This window comes from Helicobacter sp. MIT 21-1697 (assembly GCF_026241255.1).
Taxonomy (GTDB): Bacteria; Campylobacterota; Campylobacteria; order Campylobacterales; family Helicobacteraceae; genus Helicobacter_C.
On sequence record NZ_JAPHNC010000009.1, the window covers coordinates 1 to 18,873 of the forward strand.

The window sequence follows — 18,873 nt, forward strand, 5'->3', positions numbered from 1 at the left end:
TTGAAGGGGTTTGTGCCAAATCTTTACAATGTTATCCTCACAAGCGCGTTTTTATTTTGCTCTTTACTTGCATTAGGAAACAACCCCTACACTAAATTTCTTTATTTTAATTTTTAAAGGCATAAAATGCAATTAAATGCTTTAATAAACCTATTTAACAAACCTAGGAACGAAAGAAAGTGGATTGTAGGCGTATTTTTATGCGTAATGTCTATTTTTAACGTAATAGCTTTTTTAAATATTTTCATTGACCCTTATTTCTTATATGGAATCTCACATAAATATAACTATTTTTTCAACTCCATTAATGAGAGGGTAGAAAAGGTAAATAGAATTTATTATGGTAAAAAAGAATCTTATGACTCTGTTCTACTGGGTAGCTCTAGGGCAACTTATGTCAATCAATATGATTTTAAAGAACACAAGCTTTTTAATTTTGCTGCTTCCTCTATGAACCCTTTTGAATATGAAGACTACTTAGAACTAATGAAACAAAAAGGGCATTCTTTGAGAACAATTTATTTGCAAATAGATTTTTTTGGCTCTAATATCAAACTCAAAGAAGAGGTAAAAGAAAGATTAAGAGTTGCCTTTGAGCCACTTGATAATCCTTTCAATAGAATCTCAAATTTATTTATTACAAACGAACAATTAAAAAATATTCCCTTAATCAACATAAACAGAAAAAATAAGGGTGATATATATTATTCAAGAGATAATATCAAATATCACGAAAAAATAGATGAAAAAGATAGAATCTTTGCACTCAAATATGGCTTAAAAGCAATAACTTCTGGCTTTATTGGAAAAAACTATGATTTTGATGAAGAAGTTTTAAGAAATATTTTGAATACTATAAAAGCTCATAATCCAAATGCTCAATTTGTGATTTATACCTCTCCTATACCTGTGATTCAACTCGCAGCTGAAATTAACTTTGCCAAGAGGTGGGAAGAATATAAAAAATGGTTAAGAATACATATTGAAATCTTTGGTGGGCTTTATCAGTTTATGGGTTTTAATGAAATCACAGAAAATTTCAAAGAACATTATTTTGATTCTTCTCATTTTTATCCTTATGTGGGGACACTCATCACTCAAACACTTACAAATGAAGAATTCCAACCCATTAAAGATTTTGGGATTTATTTGGATTCTAGCAATATTGAAAACTACATCGCAAAGCTAGAATCAAAACTAAAAAACTATGATATGAGCGAAATCATAGAAATTATGAATGATAAAAACATAAAATAATTCTACTTTTATAGAATCTACACATCAAGGTGTTTTACATCTTTAGCGTGTGCTTGGATATATGCTCTTCGTGGCTCTACCTCATCACCCATAAAAAGCGTGAAAATTTCATCAGTATTTATATCATCATCAATTTTCACACGCAAAAGTGTGCGATTTTGCGGAATCATTGTTGTTTCCCATAGCTGGTCTGGATTCATCTCCCCTAAACCTTTGTATCGTTGGATATAGGCATCTTTTTTCGCACTTTCCTCAATTCGCTCTAAGAAAGTAATCATATCTTCATCATTTAAGAATCCTAAATCCCTATCGGCAATTTTCTTATAAATAAATCGCGCTTCTTGGAAAAAATTATCCATAAAAAGCGTATCATTAATATTAAGCTCTACAAGCCCTACTTTTGTCTGCACATAAAGTGTAATTTGCTCTTGCGTAGTTGTTTTATTTAAAATATTACATTCTTTACTTATGAGATATGATTCTACATTTTGGCTTAATGCCTCAAGGCTAAGATTATCAAGCTGCTCATTTTCAACCAAATAACGCACAACTTCAATCATCGGATAACGTTTTTCTAACTCTTTAAGAATTGAGCGATAATGTGAAATAAATTTAAGAATCTCAAGCAATTCGCGGTTACCAACGCCCTCAAACTTGAAATTTTCAATACCATTTTCAATTAAATATTCACTTAAAGCGCGTTCGTCCTTGAGATAAATTTCCTTTTTACCCTTTTTATAGCGATAAAGCGGTGGTTGAGCAATGTAAATATGTCCATTTTCCACTAAAGGCTTTAAATAACGATAGAAAAATGTCATTAAAAGTGTTTGAATGTGGCTTCCATCAACATCTGCATCTGTCATAATAATGATTTTATGATAGCGCAATTTTTCTAAGTTAAATTCCTCGCCTATCCCACAACCAAAGGCAGTAATCATATTTTTAATTTCATCAGATTTTAAAATCTTATCAAGGCGCGATTTTTCAACATTCAAAATTTTACCCCGCAATGGCAAAATTGCTTGAAAAGTTCTATCTCGTCCTTGTTTTGCACTTCCACCTGCGCTATCACCCTCTACAAGATAAATTTCTGATACACTCGGGTCTTTACTTTGACAATCTGCAAGCTTACCGGGCAAAGTACCAACCGAAAAATTCTCTTTTTTACGCGTTAAATCACGCGCTTTTTTTGCTGCTTCTCGCCCTCGTGCTGCCATAATGGCTTTTTGCATAATAGCTTTAGCTTCATTGGGATTTTCCTCAAAGAATTTTGAGAGTTTTTCATAAGTAAGCTTTTGTACAATAGGCTTAACAAAAGAGCTCCCAAGCTTACCTTTAGTTTGTCCTTCAAATTGAGGGTCAATAATCTTGGTAGAAATAATTGCTACAAGTCCCTCACGCACATCTTCACCACTTACCTTTGCATCTTTTTCGCGTGCATTTGCATTTGCTTCAATATAATTCATAATTGCACGACTTAGTCCTGCTCTAAATCCAGCTTCGTGTGTTCCACCATCAGGTGTGCGGATATTATTCACAAAGCTTAAAACCTTTTCATCATAGCCTTCATTATAAGCAAGAGCAATTTCAATCTCACTCTCTTGTTCGCTTGCTTCGAAACTTATGATTGATGAAATGAGGGGCTTTTTATTTACATCTTGGATAAATTGTTTTAAACCTCCTTCAAAGTGATAAGTTTCCTCAAATTGTGTGCGTTCATCTTTAAAATGAATAGTAATGTTGTGATTAAGATATGCCATTTCTTTAAAGCGGCGTATGAGAATCTCTGCATCAAACTCAAGCACTTCCATTACTTCCCCATCGGGGAAAAACTCAATAGTTGTGCCGTGTTTTTTAGTATTGCCAATAATTTCTAAATCACTTTGAGGAATACCTTTAGCAAATTCTTGACGATAGATATGCCCATTTTTTTTAATAGTCATAATAAGATGTTTAGAAAGAGCATTGACTACGCTCACACCTACGCCGTGTAATCCGCCAGAGACTTTATAAGTATCTTGGTCAAATTTCCCACCTGCGTGAAGTGTCGTAAGCACAAGTGTGGCTGCCGGGAGATTTTCAGTGGGGTGAATATCTACGGGGATTCCGCGCCCATTATCCTCAATAATAGCACTACCTTCCATAGTGAGAGTAATATTGATTCTATCACAATACCCTGCCATAGCTTCATCTATTGAATTATCTACCACTTCATAAATCATATGGTGTAATCCACCAGAGTTTGTATCACCAATATACATACCCGGGCGCTTTCGGACGGCTTCTAAGCCTTTTAAAACCTTAATATTACTTGCTTGATATTCTTTTTTTTCCATTGATGTAAGCTCCACTTTTATTTTTAGAGAATCACAGGCATAATAACGGTTGAAAAATTTTCACTCATTACGACAAATGGAGTGTTTGGCTCATTGATACAAAGTGTAAATTCATTAGCATCAATTTGTGAGAGAAAATCTAAAATATATTTAGAATTAATGCCAAGTGTGAGATTCTCAATGTTTGTTTGCACTTCAATTTGTGTAGAAGCTTCACCACTTTCTTCATTAAGAGACTCAAAAAGCACTTCATTTGGTGTAAGAATGATTTTGATATTATTTGCAAGTGATTTAACAAATTGTAAAGCATCAACAAATTTATCTTTGGGAAGAGTGATTTTGTGTTTAAATTCTTTGGGAATGATTTTTTCATAATCTGGATATTTGCCACTAATAAGCTTTGTATAGAAAGTATAATCATTGTTTTTAAGAATCAAATGTGTAGGGTTATGATAAATTTCAAGTGTATCTACAAAGAGCTTTTGAATCTCATTGATCGCTTTTTTGGGTATCACAAGAGAGAGAGCGTTAATAGATTGGCTTTTGTATTCAATGAGTGCAAGGCGTCTTGTGTCAGTAGCTACGAAATTAAAACTATAATCTTTAATATCAAGCAAAGAACCATTGAGTTCATATTTTGGATTGTTTGTATCCACAGCTGGATTGATTTTTTTAATGGAACTTAAGAATTTATCAGATTCTATATTAATCTGTGCATTTACATCGTATTCTGGAAATTTTGGAAACTCATCAGCGTTAAACATAGGGAGTTTTGTACGTGCTTTTCCTTGAGATATGTGCAGAGAATCTTGTTTTGTTTCAATGGTAACATTATCATCTTTGAGACGTTTAATAATATCAAGAATCTGTTTTCCATTGGCTGTTGCATTTCCTTGTGCTTGGCAGGGGACATTAATGTAAGATTCAAGCCAAATTTCATAATCTGTGGCTTTGAGGAGAAGTTTATCATCTTGTGTTTCAAAGTAGATATGAGAGGTGATTTGCGACCTGTCTCTTTTGTCAAGGAAATTTTGGCAGTTTGTGAGGATTGTTTCTAGTGCGCTTTTTGGAAGTGAGATTTTCATCTGCAATGTCCTTTGTAATAAAATTATTTAAGTAGAGGTAGTAGGTAAAGTGAAAAAGTGAAAAGTTACTCCTAAAACCGCTTCTACTTTGGTGTTTAAATGTGAAAAGTGATGGTGTATCTTTCACATTATTTCACATCTATTATAGCTTAAAAATTCTTAGAGTTTGGATAATTTCTATTTTAGATTACAAGCTTTTGTTATAATTTATTTCTTAGATTCTGCGTATATTTTATATTACAAGGTGTATGATGGATTTTAGAGTTAGTTTTCAAGGAGATAGAACATTTATAGAACTTCAGGGTAGATGTGATTATTCATTATCTAAGAAGCAACGCGAAGCTTTAAGTGAAGCTATTATTTCTCAAAATAAATTGAGTATTGATTTTAAACGAGTTACAAAAGCAGATTTTGTTTTTTGTGCGTTTATTTATGAACTTATAACAGATAAAGATGCACAAATTATAGGTGCGAATACCCGAACAAATGAGATTTTTCAGACTCTTTGTTCTTCATTACCAAAAGAAAATGAGGAAAATGTCATTCATACTACTTTATCTTTAAAGATTTCACAATGGTTTTTAATTCCTCTAGGAAAGCGTATAGAGCAGTTTTTTGAGAGTTTTTTAAATTTTTTAAACTTTTGTGGTATGTGTTTATGGTATTTTTTTCTTGCGCTTCTCTCACCACGCCGTTTTAAGTGTGGTTCTATATTTTATCATATGAACGAGGCTGGATTCAAGGCTTTGCCTGTTGCTTTGCTTACTGCTTTTATTGTAAGTTATGCGATTGCTTTACAGGGAGTTTTGCAATTAGAAAAAATGGGTGTACCTTTAATGAGTGTGGAGATAGTGGCAAAGCTCTCTTTGCGTGAAATGGGACCTTTTATTTTAGCTATTGTGGTTGCTGGGCGAAGTTCATCGGCTTTTAGTGCTCAGATTGGCGTAATGAATCTTACAGAAGAAAGTGATGCACTTAAAACAATGAATCTAAGTCTTTTTGATTATCTTGTCTTACCACGTGTTTTAGCACTTATTATTGTAATGCCTTTATTAGTGTTTTTGGCTGATAGTGTGAGTTTGCTTGCAGCAATGCTTGCAGTAGAAATGCAAACAGGCATTAATTTTGTGCAATATTTGGAGAGATTTTATGAATATGTGGGTATTAATCATTTTTTAGTAGGAATGATAAAAGCACCATTTTTTGGAGCAGCTATTGCTCTTGTGGGTTGTTTTCGTGGATTGTATGTCAAAGGAGATACAGAATCTGTAGGAATTGAAACGACAAAAAGCGTAGTCAATGCTCTTTTTTGGGTGATTTTAATCAATGCAATATTTTCAGTTATTACAACAAGGCTTGATATATGAGTATTATTAAAGTGCGTGAGCTTTATACACAATATGGTGATGTTATTATTCACAATGGGATTAGTTTTGATGTGAAAAGAAGTGAAATTTTTGGTATTCTAGGTGGCAGTGGTAGCGGCAAGAGCACATTACTCAAAAATATGCTTTTTTTAGAAAAGCCTACCTCTGGGAAAATAGAATTTTTTGGAGAAGATATTTGGGCATTGCCTGAAGATAAACGAGGGAGGATTCTTAATCGTTGTGGTGTGATGTTTCAATTTGGAGCATTGTTTTCATCAATGAATGTGCTTGATAATGTTGCTTTTTTACTCACACAAAAGAGTCATTATGATACACGCACTATTGAGCATTTATCAAGAATGTGGCTTGATTTGGTGGGATTAGATTCTAAAGTCGCGTATAAATATCCTTATGAACTCTCTGGTGGTATGAAAAAGCGCGTAGCACTTGCACGAGCTTTAGCACTTAGTCCTGATATTTTATTTTTAGATGAACCTACAAGCGGTCTTGATTTACAGAGTTCGGAACGATTTGATAGTTTGATTATTAAGCTTAAAGAAATATTGAAAATTACGATTGTAATGGTAACACACGATTTAGATTCTATTAAAGATAGCGTAGATAGATTGATTTTGCTTGAAGATAAGCATATTGTATTTGAGGGCACATTATCAGAGCTTTATCATCAAAAGCAGCAAGGACACGCTCACGCCAAAATCTTTTCAGGGCAGCGAGGGAAAAGATTTTGGCAAAGTTTTGAACAAACAAAAGGAGATAATAAATGGAACGCAATATAAAATATGTGTGGATTGGCACTCTCTTTTTTATTATTCTGATATTAATGGTTGCTTTTATATTATGGCTTAATCGTTTTGAAATAGATTCTACACGATATACACATTATTACGCATATAGTTCTGATGAAGTAAGTGGCATAGGTGCAAATACGCCTATAAAATATAAAGGTATCAGCGTAGGACGGGTTCAATCTATAAACTTTAAGGATATTAAAGAGGGCATAATAGAAGTTCAAATGCTTATAGATTCTCAACTTTATGTGCGCGAAAATGCTAAAGTTGTCATTAGTTCTCAAGGATTAGCAGGAGCGAATTATCTTTCACTTATTCAAGGTAATGGAGGGGAAGTACTCCAAAAAAATACTGAAGGTAAAAAGGTGCTTGAACTTGATAAGGGAAGTATTGAAAAGATTATGAGTAAAGCAAGTGAGTTAAGCGATGATATGGCATCTTTGCTCAAAAATCTTAATAATGGTTTGAATGAAGAAAATCTCCGAGAAATTAATATGATGATTAAAGAATTACGTTCTTCTACACAGAATCTTCAAAGCATAAGTGTGCAGATAAATAACAATATGCAAAGAGGTGAATATAATTTGCGTGAGATTCTCACACCTACACTTTTTCAATTTCAAAGGAGCTTGCAAGATATGAGTAAATTTTTTAATCACGCTTCACAATTTATGGATAAAATGGACAAAGACCCTTATAACAGCCTCTTTGGGAAGCAAAATCAATCCTCTCAAAAGGATAAAAAATGAAATTATATATTTTATGTCTATGTGGATTTATATTCGGAGGTTGTGTTGATATTAAGATTGCTTCTGAAATGGAAAAAACAGAGTATTTCACTCTATATACATCAAATACACAAAAGCAAGAGTGTAAGGTTCTAAAACCCAAAACTATCGGACTACTAGATGTTTATGCTCCTAGCCCTTTTGATAGCAATTCATTGATATTATTTGATAATGCAACCTTACAAGTGAGTGAAATTAAAGGAAAAAAATGGATAAATTCCCCAAAAGAAATGCTTAAAACAAAACTCCTCTCAAAGTTACAAAATAAATGTTTTCAAATATCTATTGAGCCCTTTGGCACACAAAAGTTTGATAAGATTCTTAAAGTATCTCTTTTATCTTTACAAGTGCTTGATGAAAAAGGCACTTATAGCGCACAAATGAGCGTGTTTTATGAAGTTTTAAATATGAGGAGCTATACTCAAAGCAAAAGTGGCACTCTTACTTCCAAAGTACCCTTAGATTCTATTTCTAAACAAAATATGGCGCTTGGATTTGCAAAAGCAAGCGATGAAGTGCTTGATAAAATGCTCAAGGCATTATAAATTAAGATTCGGGCACACAATCTTGAAAAATAAAGCGATGTTCTTCGGGCAATGCATTAAATATGCTAAGAGCTAAAGCACGAATCTCCCAAAGCGCAGATTTAGAAGTGCGCAAAGAAAGGAAATTTTGCAAACTTCGCGCATTAATGCTAAAACTTAGTTCTGTGCGGTAAGATTCTGGCATAGCAAATTTGGCAATATCGTTACTTATGTTCTTGCATAAAATCTCGCGTAGATTCTCAAGCGCCTTAAGCGAGGCAATATCCACCTCTTTATTATGTGTAAAAACAACAAACTGCTCTGCACGAGCGAGATTCTCTTCATTTATTGGCAAAAAACTAGGAAGATTTTTGAGTTCTTTAAGCGTATAGCGCGATGATTTTACGCTATAACTTGCAAGACGATGACGCGCAAGCTCTTGCAAGCACGCTCGTGAAATACCTTTGATATAAAAATTATAATACAAATGTTCTAAAGTGCTAGCGTGCTTAAATTTATTGCCCACTCTATCAATAAGTTCAATATCTTTTTCTCCACCATTATCGCCTTTATCAAAGCTCTGCCAACAGGTGCGAATAGCATTACTACAAATATGCAGTGGCGTATAATGCAAAAGAGTGATAGCAATATTACACGAGCGAGATTCTTCCATAGTTTGTATTCCTTTTATGATATTGTGAGGTTTGCTTGAATAGAATCTTAACGCAATTTAAAAAATTTAATACAAATGAGGCGTAAATGATTTGGCTTGATATTATTGATCCAAAATATGTGCTGTTTTTTAAATCACTCCTCTCACAGCTTAAGGCATTAGATTCTGTCATTGTAACCACGCGCAAAAGCGCAAATTATGATGAGTGTGCAAGGCTTTTGGAGCTTTTTAATATACAATCGTATGCTATTGGCGGATATGGTGGGGCAAGCAAACTAGGAAAGTTTCAATCGCGTTTAGAGCGACAAATAGGTTTTTTGGAGCTTTTTAATACACTTGGAGAGATGCCTCGTATTTTTATTACAGGTGCAAGTGTTGATGGTGTGCAGTGCGCTTTTGGCTTGGGCATACCTGTGGTGCATTTTGCTGATACTCCTGTGGCAGGAGAGCGTTTTTGCCTTAAAGACTTAACAATTCTCTCTCGCCTTACCTTACCGCTCTCTGCACTTGTATTTCGTCCTTTTGTTGTGCCAGAAATATGTTATACAAGTTTGGGCTTACAACCCAGCCAAGTTAAAGCCTATAATTTTATTGATGTCGCTTTATGGTTACAAGATGTGCCACTCTCATTTTCACGAGATTGCAAAGAGAGGGCAGCATTTTGCACACATTTGGGATTAGATGAGAATTTACCCATCATTCTTGTGCGTGAGGAGGAATACAAAGCGCATTATGTGAAGCAAAAGCTACCCATTATTTATCAGAGTGTTATGCTCTTGGCACAAAGTGGTAAGGTAAATGTGCTCTTAATGCCTCGCTATGGAGAGCAGGAGTTAGAATCTCTTTTTGGCAAGGATAAATATGTGAAGATTCTTAAGCAAAAACTTGAACCCAAAGCATTTTACCCTTTTATAGATATGCTTCTTGGCGGAGGCGGAACAATGAATCTTGAAGCGTGTTATTTGGGCATACCCGTGATTTCAACGCGCTCACTTTTGCTTTTTCACGATAGATTTTTGCTTAAACATAAGCTTATGTATCACGCCAAAAGTGTGGAAGAAGTGATGAGATGTGTAGATGAAATACTTTCCTCTCGCACACCCCCTTGCAAAAGAGATGATTTATTTGCGCCAAATGGTGCAGATTTTAGCACGATTTTGCCTCATATTAAATCTCTTATGTGCCACTCATAGCATTTGCACTCATATCCCACATAGGCACAAACACACCCAAGGCTAAAAATAAAAGCAACACCCCCATACAGAGGCTTAAAATTGGCTCAATAAGCGAGATAAGAAAATCTATTTTTTCTTGGGCAACTTCCTCAAATCGTTTTGCACATACTTCAAGCATTTCAGGGAGTTTGCCGCTTTGCTCTCCGGCAGCAAGAAGTGCTAAAGAAATTTCATCAAGCATTTCTTCTTGTATAAGTGCCAAAGAGAGGCTTTTGCCATTTTTAACATATTCAAGCACTTTGTTAAATTGTGCTTTGAGTGCGAGATTACTAAGTGCATCATTACTAAGGGAGAGAGCCAAATCAAGTGGTGTAGCGGACTTGAGTTGCAAAAAAAGTGTAAAAGTGTATTGATAAAAAAAATTAAGCTTCATAATCTCGCCAACAAATGGCAGATGCAAAAGCAAGGCGTGTATTTTGTGCTTGAAGTTGAAGGAATGTTTATATAATCTTTGGAATCCAAGAGCTATAAGCGCAATCCCAAGAATAAAAATAAGCCCAAAATGCTCAAAAAAAGACTGCATATAAATAAGAATGCGCGTATAAATAGGGAGATTCACACTTAATTCTTCAAACATTACCAAAAATTCAGGTAGCACAAACATTACAATCCCAACAAATGCGCTAATAATGCTTATAAGCACAAGTAAAGGATAAAAGAGTGCGCGCTTAACCTTGCTTTTGTTTTTATGTTCTCTTGCAAGATGAGCGCTTAACATCTTAAAAATCTCGCCAAGCTCCCCGCTTTTTTCTCCAAGTGCTAGCATACTCCAAGTCATATCGCCAAAAATGTCCTTATGCTCTTTAAAAGCGACAGAGAGTTTTTGTCCAAGATTCAGACGATAGGCGATTTCAAGTAAAATTCGCTTTAAGGCTATTTTTTTGGTATTTTTGGCACATACTTCAATGACTTCAAGGATTGGCAATGAGGCACAAAGCATAATAGAGATTTGTAAGAAAAGTGCGCTTATATCTTGTTTTGTGATTTTGTTATCAAGGTGTAGGATTTGTAGGTGCAAAAATTCAAAACCACTTAAGGCTTTAATTTCAATAGGATAAACATTATGCTTATGCAAACTGAGCTCTTTGGCACTTTCGTATGAAGTTGCAAAAAGTGTTATTTGAATGTGTTTGTTGTCCTTAATACCCTTAATAAGATATTTTTGTGGTAATTTTTTCATATTTTGCATACCCTATACACTTCTTCAAAAGAACTTAAGCCCTCACTTACAATCTTCAATCCATTTTCAAACATACTTTCAAATCCTTTTTCTTGTAGGGATTGTAGCATTTGAGCTTTATTGTGGGGCGATTTGATATAAGAGCAGAGTATATCAGCATTTTCAAGGCATTCAGCAATGAGTACACGCCCACTAAATCCTTGCATATTGCAATATCCACAGCCACGAGGAGCAAAAAACACACCATTTTTTATTTTATCGTTAAAATGTTGCAGATTGTATTTTATAAGCGTTTGTTTCATATCTTGCAGGGAAAGAGGGGTTTTGCAATGTGGGCAGAGTTTTCTTACAAGTCTTTGAGAAATAATTAAACGGAGACTTGAGGCGAGTAGATAATTTTGTGCTCCCATATCAAGCAAACGTTCCACTACGCCCAAAGAATCATTGGCGTGAAGTGTTGAAAGCACCAAATGCCCAGTTAAAGAAGCTCTTAGTGCAATTTCAAGGCTTTGCTCATCGCGTATTTCTCCCACCATTAATACATCAGGGTCGTGTCGCAGTAGCGCCCTTAAAGCTTTTGCAAAGCCAAAATTATGTTTTTCATTAACAATTACTTGGGTTACAAGCTCCATTTGATACTCAATAGGGTCTTCAAGAGTGATGATTTTTTTAGTCGGAGACTTTATAGATTCTAATATGGCATAAAGCGTAGTAGATTTACCGCTTCCTGTGGGTCCTGTAAGCAGAATAATACCATAGGGGGCGATAATATTGCGCTTTATTATATCTAAATGTGCGCAATTAAAACCAAGTGATTGGAGAGTGATTGTTTGTGTATTTTTGTTAAGGATTCTAATGACAATAGATTCTCCACCAAAAGCGGGGAGGACAGAGAGACGAAAATCATAAGATTGCGCACCAAATTCACGACTAAAGCGTCCATCTTGACTTTGTCGTATTTGGGTAATATCAAGCTCACATTCAAGCTTTAAGCGAGAGCTAAGAGCTTCAAATACATCTGATTCTAGACTAAAGCGTTCTCTTAGCATACCATCTACGCGTATTCGCACCCTTGCTTTATGCTTATCTTGTGTATATTTATAGATTGGAGAATCTTGCACAACATTTTGACATTCAAAATGTATATCGCTCGCACCCTCTTCAATGCAAGTTTGTAAGATAAAATCAAGGAGTTGCACAACACTTATATCTTGGTTTTCATTTGTATTTTGTGGGTTTTTGTGTTGGGCTAAAAGCGCATTTTTAAGTGTGCAAAAATGTTGAAATATGCGTATATGACGCGCTTGTATATCAAAAGCTTCATTTGTGGCGCAGAAAAATTGTATATTTAAATGTGGATAAAGATGCGAGATGTGGGCTCGTATAAGTTCAAGTGGTGCTTGTGTATTTTTGAGTGCAATATGCACATTTTGGGAATCTGCAAAAAAGATTAAACATTGGTGCTTGAGGATAAATTTATATTCAAGAGCGTTTAGGCACCAAGAACAAAGGGTATGTTCAAGGAGATTTACAGGCGGGAATTGCACATATACTTTGGAACGCATTATTGTTCCTTTGGTGTTTCTGTTGGAAGTGGCGTGTTTTGAGAATTTGGTATATTTTTATTGTCTGTAAAATCTGTTTCTTGGGTTTGCTCTACTTTTTGATTAGCAGGAATTTTGTTGGCATCTAGGCGTACGATATGAGGCGCTATGACAATAACCATTTCTTGAGTTTCTTTGATGTTTTGCTTATAACTAAAGAAATACTTGATAAAAGGAATATCGCCAAGAATAGGAACTTTACGAGTAGTTTGCCCTTCTGTTTTATCAATCAAGCCTCCAAGCACAATTTGTTCGCCATCTTTAACTTGCACAAGCGAAGAAAGTTGTTTGGTAGAAAGATTGGGCGGTGCATTTAGGGCGATTGTTTGGTTTTCAATAGAAATATCTTTTGTTTTGGTGATAGAGGGGTTGATTTTAAGAATAATCTTGTCATCTTTGATACTTGGTGTTACATCAAGGAGAATCCCAGCAAAAACGGAGGGAAAGGCTTGAGAGTTATTTTGCACCGAAGTGCCTTGCGTAGTAGTTTGATAGGTGGTGTTTTGCGAATAACGAAGCACACTTCCTACGCTAATAATGGCGGGTTGATTATTAAGGGTAAGGACTTTTGGATTAGAGATGGATTGGACTTTGCCATAGGTTTGTAAAAATTCTATGATACGATTCATATTGACTCCCTGTGAAAACACATTAATTGCGAAGCTACCTCCGCTTGAATTTATACTCCCGCTACTTGCATTTTGATTTTCTGCGGGGAGAGTCATAAGATTGCCAAGTTTATAAAATTCATTCCAATCAATACCATAGGTTTGATTATCTGTGTGTTGGACATTAAGAATATGCACATCAATAAGCACTTGTTTTTGAATCTTATCATTAAGTTGCGCTATATAACGCTCAACACGTTTTATTTGCAGTGGAGAAGCTGTGATTGTAAGCAATCCTGCAGCTTTATTGATGATAATATCTTTGTTTTTCCCTTTTAATTCCGCTATTTGCGGCTGATATACATCACCGGGAGCATAAGCAACCCCCGCAATTTCATTTTGTAGCTCACCCCAAAAATCAATTTCATCAATACTATAAATTTTTGTGCCGCTTTTGCCAATGCTAGGATTGTTTGAAGTGGCTTTATCCATTGCCATTTTGTGCGCTTGAGATTGCATTTCAAAATTTGAAAATGCAAGAGGCGCAGAGTGAGTGGTATTGTAAAGAGATTGGACTTGGTTATCTTGTGAGAAAATAATATCGGTATTGCTTGAGCCTACACGAGTAGTAGCAATATAGCTAATTTCAAAGGTTTTAGTGAGTAAAAAGCCAATTTTCAGTGTGTCTTTCTGCAAGGTATAGTGAAAATCATTTCCTACAACAAGGCTATCAAGGACATTTTTAAGAGATTTGTTTGCAATATGAATAGATGTTTTTTTGTTATCAAGCATTGTTTTGGTATTTTCTTGCAGATATATGACACTAAGGTGGCATTGTGTGGCAATTTCTTCAATGATTTTACTTAAAGGAGCATTGCTGCTTGAGCGAATGTTAATAGGCGTATCGCACGCAAAATCAATCAGTGGCACGAGATAAAGATACAAACTTATAGACAATACATTTCGCTTCATTGATTTCCTTTTATTATTTTTTCGCCTATTGCAAGACTAAATTGTGTTTTTGCTTTTTGCACAATAACAGATTGAGATTCTATTTTAACAATCAGGTATCCTTCAATGTGTTCGCCCACATTGAGCCATTGCTCATTAATAAGAGCCTTACCATTAATGATGGCATTAAGGCGGAGGGGTTGGTAAGATTGAGAATCCTCGTGCCAAAAAGGATTAATGAGAGCGTGTAAAATCTCTTGTGATGAGGTTTTGGAGAAACTTTGAGAATCTTTTATGAGTGATTGAATCTCTTGAGGGCTAGAATGTGTGCTTTGAACATTTAATGAGGAGGCACTCAAAGGAGTGAGGGTAAAAATGCCGAATAAAAAACCATATATTTTCATAATGATTCCCTATAAATAGGGCTTTTAGGGCGATAATCTATAACCATTATGCTAAAATGAATAAGCGTGTCATTAAAAGATTTGAGTGTAAGCGTATCAACGCTAAAAAAACGATGAGATTCTATAAAATCAAGGAGTGCCACAATCTCTTCAAAGCTCCCCATACCCTCTATACCTAGCGCATCAAGAGTAGTGTGAGGAGAGAATGAAGAGAGCGAAATGTGATGTGTTTTGGCAAAATGAATAAGTTCAGACATAAGCGCAAAGGGATTAAGATGAGATTCTTGTGTGTTTTCTTGGAGGTAGCTTTGTATGAGTGCAATATTTTCTTGTGTAATGCGGAGATTTTCTTGCATATTTTGGTTTTGCTCTAAATGTGCAGATGTAGCATTTTGGATAGAATCCGAAGAAAGAGCAAATTCCTTAAGGGTATGTGTATGAAGGCGCGAAAGTGCGCTATGCTTTTCTAATAAAGGCAAATAAACAAAATCAATCACAAAAAAGCACACGCATAAAGCTATGGTGGTAATAAGAAAATATTTTTCCCTCGTGGTTTTAGTGGAGAGGAAATGCTCAAAAGCTTTTTTTGTAGCTTGATAAGAGTTATAAAGAGGTGAGAGTATATCAAATCGCATAATAAATGACCAAAATATGTGAGTAAAAATGCGCAGATGTCAATTCTTGTTCGTTTTGTGTTGTTTGAGAATCTAAGTTTGAAGGTGAAGAAATGTGTAAAAAAGCGTGTTGTTGAGATTGTGTATTAAGTTGAGCAAGAAGAGCAGAGAGATGGATTTGAGAAGGAGAGCTTGCTGTGAGTGAGGCTATAAATACTTGTGGGCTAAAAGTAAATTCTATGTTTTCAAGTGTAATGTGTTCTTTATCGCATTGGGCAAAAATATCTCTAACGAAAGCATAGCGTTGGTTGTAGGTTTGTTGCCAAAGCGATAGGGTATTCATATCTGTGATAAACGCGTTTTGTTGAGCAAGGAGTTGTTCTAAAGTATGTGCAGTTTGAATATGCTCTTGTGGTATCTCTTTGGGCGTAAAAAGAGCTTCGCTTTGTGCATTAAGTTGCGCAATGGCAGATTCTAAATGACGATTATGCAGCGCAAGAAGCAAAGGGATAAAAAGCATAAATATTCCAAACAATATGGCTAGAACATAATAAAGCTTTTTGCGTATATTGGGTTTTAGGATAAAATGAGGCAAAGTGTGTGATAAGCCTTGAGAAAGTAAATTATCATAAATAGCAATATATTCAAAAGCCAAAATTGCCTTGAGTGCATCATAATCAAGCTTTTGTGTGTGGGGAGAAAGCTCACTTAAGGGCAAGATAGAATAAGGCATATCATTGGGCAAATCTTTTAATGGTGCAGTGGTATAAATGCATTCAAAGTGTTTATTATGAGCTTCTTGCAAATAAGAGATGTGTGAGGTAATCTCAACAAAAAGCTGCACGTTGTTATGGGAATCTAGCATAGAATATGAATCTTCAGCAGGGTTTGCAAAAGATATTGGAAGCGCAGATTGTATGGTGGATTTTAAAGGGCAAATTTCTTTAAGCGCAGCATTTTCAAAGTAGCATAAATATGATTGTGTCCATACTAGAAAGTTATTGGTGCAAGGCTCAAGAGAGGAAAATCCAAAAGGCAGGAATATATCACAGGTGAAAACGCGAGATGGAGGCAAGCCTTTCAAGGCATTTCTATCAAAGAAAAAGCTTTCGCATACACATTTTTGTTCATCAAAAAGATGTGCGCGGGGAATAAAATATAATTTATAAGTATCCACAGGAGCATTGAGGACAGATTTTTCATAAGCATAGCCAAAAAGCAAAGAAGAGAGTTGCGGGGAAGCAAGAGCTGATTTATCTATTTCAATGGCAAGATGAATAAGATGTGTAGCCGAAAATGAGAGAATATCATATTTTTTTGGACATTTTTTACAAGGCGTGATTGTATTGTTTTCAAAGGCATAAGAGATATGTGTTTGAGAATCAAAGAATGTGTATATTTTTTGTGTCATACACAGCCTTTAGAAGAATTGGCAGAAAGAGATTCTAAGGGCATTGCACATTGGAGATTGGGTGTGGAATGAGCATCATTTGCCCCGATACGTTGAGAATGCGTAATAGCAATAGCAATTGCATCTGTAATATCAAGAGGCTTGATTTCACCTTTGAGCCCCAAAATGCGCTTCACCATAAATGCAACTTGGGTTTTATCTGCTTTGCCATTACCTGTGATTGCTTTTTTGACTTGTAGTGGTGTGTATTCGGCAAAATTTCCAATCTCTTGGAGAATTTTTAGACTTAATGCGCCCCGGAATTGAGCAAGTTTGATGACACTTTGAGGGTTGTAAGCAAAAAATATATCTTCAATCGCTACCTCATCAATATGAATGCTTTTAATTACCAAGTCAATGCCTTCTACAAACTCCATAATTTGGGCTTGTAAATCACGCTCTTTGATTTTGATAATGCCTGCTTCAATAAGTCTAAGCGAATGTGTGTGGGGCGTGTAATTGATAATTGCATAACCACAATTTCTACTTCCGGGGTCTATACCTAAGATATGCAATTTTAATCCAAATTAAAAGTTTTTTTCATTATAATTTCACTTCCATATTTGTTATTAAAAACCCAAAGGATTTTTGATTTTTCACATTTTATTCACATAGTGAAATTAAAAATTCTTCATTTCACATCAGGAAATAAATTGCATATTGATAATATATTAAAGAAACTTAAAAGTAAGCTATCCGAGTTTGAATATCAATTTTATATTTCGCTTATGGAATATGATGAAAGTGCCTCCAGAACAGATATGAAGGTTTTTTATGTGCCAAATATTTTTGTGGCAAATTGGATAAAAAGTAACCATCTAGAATCTATTATTGACGCATTTGAAGATGAAAGTAATAATGGTGTGCGCCCAGAAATTCACATAAAAGTCAAAGAAAAAAAAGAGAATGTGAAAAGTTTAAAAAACAATAAAAATTTGACAAACTTTCAACAAAATATACTTTCTTTGAATCCTTTTTACACTTTTGAAAATTTTGTTGTGGGTAAGTCTAATGAATATGCCTACACGATGGCAAAACTTGTTATTAAAGAACAAGCAAGTGCCTATAATCCTGTATTGCTCTATGGTAAATCCGGACTTGGGAAAACACATTTGCTCAATGCCATAGGCAATGATGTCAAAGAAAAAAATAAAAATGTGCTGTATGTAACTTCAGAGGATTTTTTGAATGACTATATGGATAAAATCAAGCGTAAAACAATGGATAGTTTTCGTGATAAATATCGCAAGTGCGATTATTTGCTTATTGATGATGTGCAGTTTTTTGGCGGTAAGGAGGGCATACAAGAAGAGTTGCTTCATACTTTTAATACCTTGCACAATAATAAAAAACAAATCGTAATGACAAGTGATAAGCCGCCAAAGGAAATTAAAGGGCTAGAGGAAAGGTTACGCACGCGTTTTGAATGGGGAGCTATGGCAGAAATTACTAATCCAGAGCTTGAAACCAAAATTGCCATTATTAAATCCAAATGTGAAATTAATCGCATCGTGCTTGAGAATGAAGTGATTGATTATATTGCTTCAAATATTTATGGCAATATTCGTCAGATTGAGGGGATTCTCTCTACTATTAATGCACATACTAACCTTTCTCCAGAAAGTAGCAGTCTCAAAATTGCCAAAAATGTGCTTAAAAACTATCAAATTGAAAAGCTTGAGGGTATTACGCTTGATAATATTATTAAAGTTGTGAGTAAAGAGCTTAATATCAAACCAAGCGAAATTGTCTCTAAAGAGCGCAATAGAAAGGTTACATTTGCACGCCGTGCAGTTATTTATCTTGCGCACTCTTTGATGCTCAATTCTATGAATATTATTGCCAAAGAGTTGGGTATGAAAGACCATAGTTCGGTCAGTAAGGCACTTAAAGCTATTAAAAAAGACATCGCTGAAAATTCTACAACTCGCAATATTATTGAGGATATGAAGAGTAAAATTCAGCAAAGTTTGGATAGCGTTTAATTT

The 18,873-nt window shown here is 34.9% G+C and carries 17 protein-coding genes; 7 read left to right on the forward strand and 10 right to left on the reverse strand.

Annotation, left to right across the window (positions count from 1 at the left end; translation table 11 throughout):
- The first annotated feature begins 207 nt into the window (after positions 1–207).
- The gene (locus OQH61_RS08015; protein ID WP_266026907.1) at positions 208–1,257 is read left to right on the forward strand and encodes a hypothetical protein; all 1,050 of its coding nucleotides are present in this window, start codon (positions 208–210) and stop codon (positions 1,255–1,257) included.
- 17 nt (positions 1,258–1,274) lie between these two features.
- Here OQH61_RS08015 and gyrB read toward each other — a convergent pair whose 3' ends face one another.
- Both gyrB and dnaN read right to left on the reverse strand, forming a co-directional pair.
- The gene (gene gyrB, locus OQH61_RS08020; protein WP_266026908.1) at positions 1,275–3,593 is read right to left on the reverse strand and encodes a DNA topoisomerase (ATP-hydrolyzing) subunit B; all 2,319 of its coding nucleotides are present in this window, start codon (positions 3,591–3,593) and stop codon (positions 1,275–1,277) included.
- Positions 3,594–3,616: 23 nt separating this feature from the next.
- Positions 3,617–4,678 carry a DNA polymerase III subunit beta gene (gene dnaN, locus OQH61_RS08025; protein ID WP_266026909.1) on the reverse strand — a complete coding sequence of 354 codons (1,062 nt, stop codon included), beginning with the start codon at positions 4,676–4,678 and terminating at the stop codon, positions 3,617–3,619.
- 251 nt (positions 4,679–4,929) lie between these two features.
- Between dnaN and OQH61_RS08030 the strand changes: the two genes are divergently transcribed.
- The 4 genes from OQH61_RS08030 to OQH61_RS08045 are packed head-to-tail and all read left to right on the forward strand — an operon-like array spanning position 4,930 to position 8,187.
- On the forward strand, positions 4,930–6,045 hold the full coding sequence (locus OQH61_RS08030) for an MlaE family ABC transporter permease (protein WP_266026910.1): 1,116 nt from the start codon (positions 4,930–4,932) through the stop codon (positions 6,043–6,045).
- A complete protein-coding gene (locus OQH61_RS08035) occupies positions 6,042–6,842 on the forward strand; it encodes an ABC transporter ATP-binding protein (protein WP_266026911.1) in 801 nt (266 codons plus the stop codon). The genes OQH61_RS08030 and OQH61_RS08035 overlap by 4 nt, the downstream gene beginning before the upstream one ends.
- Complete coding sequence (locus OQH61_RS08040) at positions 6,827–7,603, forward strand: MlaD family protein (protein ID WP_266026912.1); 777 nt, start codon at positions 6,827–6,829, stop codon at positions 7,601–7,603. Before OQH61_RS08035 ends, OQH61_RS08040 begins: the two co-directional genes overlap by 16 nt.
- Positions 7,600–8,187, forward strand: a complete 588-nt coding sequence (locus OQH61_RS08045; RefSeq protein ID WP_266026913.1) for a hypothetical protein — start codon at positions 7,600–7,602, stop codon at positions 8,185–8,187. Before OQH61_RS08040 ends, OQH61_RS08045 begins: the two co-directional genes overlap by 4 nt.
- A 1-nt stretch (position 8,188) precedes the next feature.
- Here OQH61_RS08045 and thyX read toward each other — a convergent pair whose 3' ends face one another.
- On the reverse strand, positions 8,189–8,839 hold the full coding sequence (gene thyX, locus OQH61_RS08050; protein ID WP_266026914.1) for an FAD-dependent thymidylate synthase: 651 nt from the start codon (positions 8,837–8,839) through the stop codon (positions 8,189–8,191).
- A gap of 86 nt (positions 8,840–8,925) precedes the next feature.
- Between thyX and OQH61_RS08055 the strand changes: the two genes are divergently transcribed.
- The gene (locus OQH61_RS08055) at positions 8,926–10,032 is read left to right on the forward strand and encodes a DUF354 domain-containing protein (RefSeq protein WP_266026915.1); all 1,107 of its coding nucleotides are present in this window, start codon (positions 8,926–8,928) and stop codon (positions 10,030–10,032) included.
- Here the strand turns inward: OQH61_RS08055 and OQH61_RS08060 are convergent.
- The 7 genes from OQH61_RS08060 to ruvC are packed head-to-tail and all read right to left on the reverse strand — an operon-like array spanning position 10,016 to position 17,400.
- The gene (locus OQH61_RS08060; RefSeq protein ID WP_266026916.1) at positions 10,016–11,254 is read right to left on the reverse strand and encodes a type II secretion system F family protein; all 1,239 of its coding nucleotides are present in this window, start codon (positions 11,252–11,254) and stop codon (positions 10,016–10,018) included. The genes OQH61_RS08055 and OQH61_RS08060 overlap by 17 nt on opposite strands.
- The gene (locus tag OQH61_RS08065; protein ID WP_266026917.1) at positions 11,251–12,819 is read right to left on the reverse strand and encodes a GspE/PulE family protein; all 1,569 of its coding nucleotides are present in this window, start codon (positions 12,817–12,819) and stop codon (positions 11,251–11,253) included. The genes OQH61_RS08060 and OQH61_RS08065 overlap by 4 nt, the downstream gene beginning before the upstream one ends.
- A complete protein-coding gene (gene mshL, locus OQH61_RS08070; RefSeq protein ID WP_266026918.1) occupies positions 12,819–14,438 on the reverse strand; it encodes a pilus (MSHA type) biogenesis protein MshL in 1,620 nt (539 codons plus the stop codon). Before mshL ends, OQH61_RS08065 begins: the two co-directional genes overlap by 1 nt.
- On the reverse strand, positions 14,435–14,821 hold the full coding sequence (locus OQH61_RS08075; RefSeq protein ID WP_266026919.1) for a hypothetical protein: 387 nt from the start codon (positions 14,819–14,821) through the stop codon (positions 14,435–14,437). Before OQH61_RS08075 ends, mshL begins: the two co-directional genes overlap by 4 nt.
- Positions 14,818–15,456 carry a hypothetical protein gene (locus tag OQH61_RS08080; RefSeq protein WP_266026920.1) on the reverse strand — a complete coding sequence of 213 codons (639 nt, stop codon included), beginning with the start codon at positions 15,454–15,456 and terminating at the stop codon, positions 14,818–14,820. Before OQH61_RS08080 ends, OQH61_RS08075 begins: the two co-directional genes overlap by 4 nt.
- Positions 15,446–16,846 carry a hypothetical protein gene (locus OQH61_RS08085; protein ID WP_266026921.1) on the reverse strand — a complete coding sequence of 467 codons (1,401 nt, stop codon included), beginning with the start codon at positions 16,844–16,846 and terminating at the stop codon, positions 15,446–15,448. The genes OQH61_RS08080 and OQH61_RS08085 overlap by 11 nt, the downstream gene beginning before the upstream one ends.
- The gene (gene ruvC, locus OQH61_RS08090; protein ID WP_266026922.1) at positions 16,843–17,400 is read right to left on the reverse strand and encodes a crossover junction endodeoxyribonuclease RuvC; all 558 of its coding nucleotides are present in this window, start codon (positions 17,398–17,400) and stop codon (positions 16,843–16,845) included. Before ruvC ends, OQH61_RS08085 begins: the two co-directional genes overlap by 4 nt.
- A 138-nt stretch (positions 17,401–17,538) precedes the next feature.
- Between ruvC and dnaA the strand changes: the two genes are divergently transcribed.
- The gene (gene dnaA / locus OQH61_RS08095) at positions 17,539–18,870 is read left to right on the forward strand and encodes a chromosomal replication initiator protein DnaA (protein ID WP_266026923.1); all 1,332 of its coding nucleotides are present in this window, start codon (positions 17,539–17,541) and stop codon (positions 18,868–18,870) included.
- Positions 18,871–18,873 lie beyond the last annotated feature (3 nt).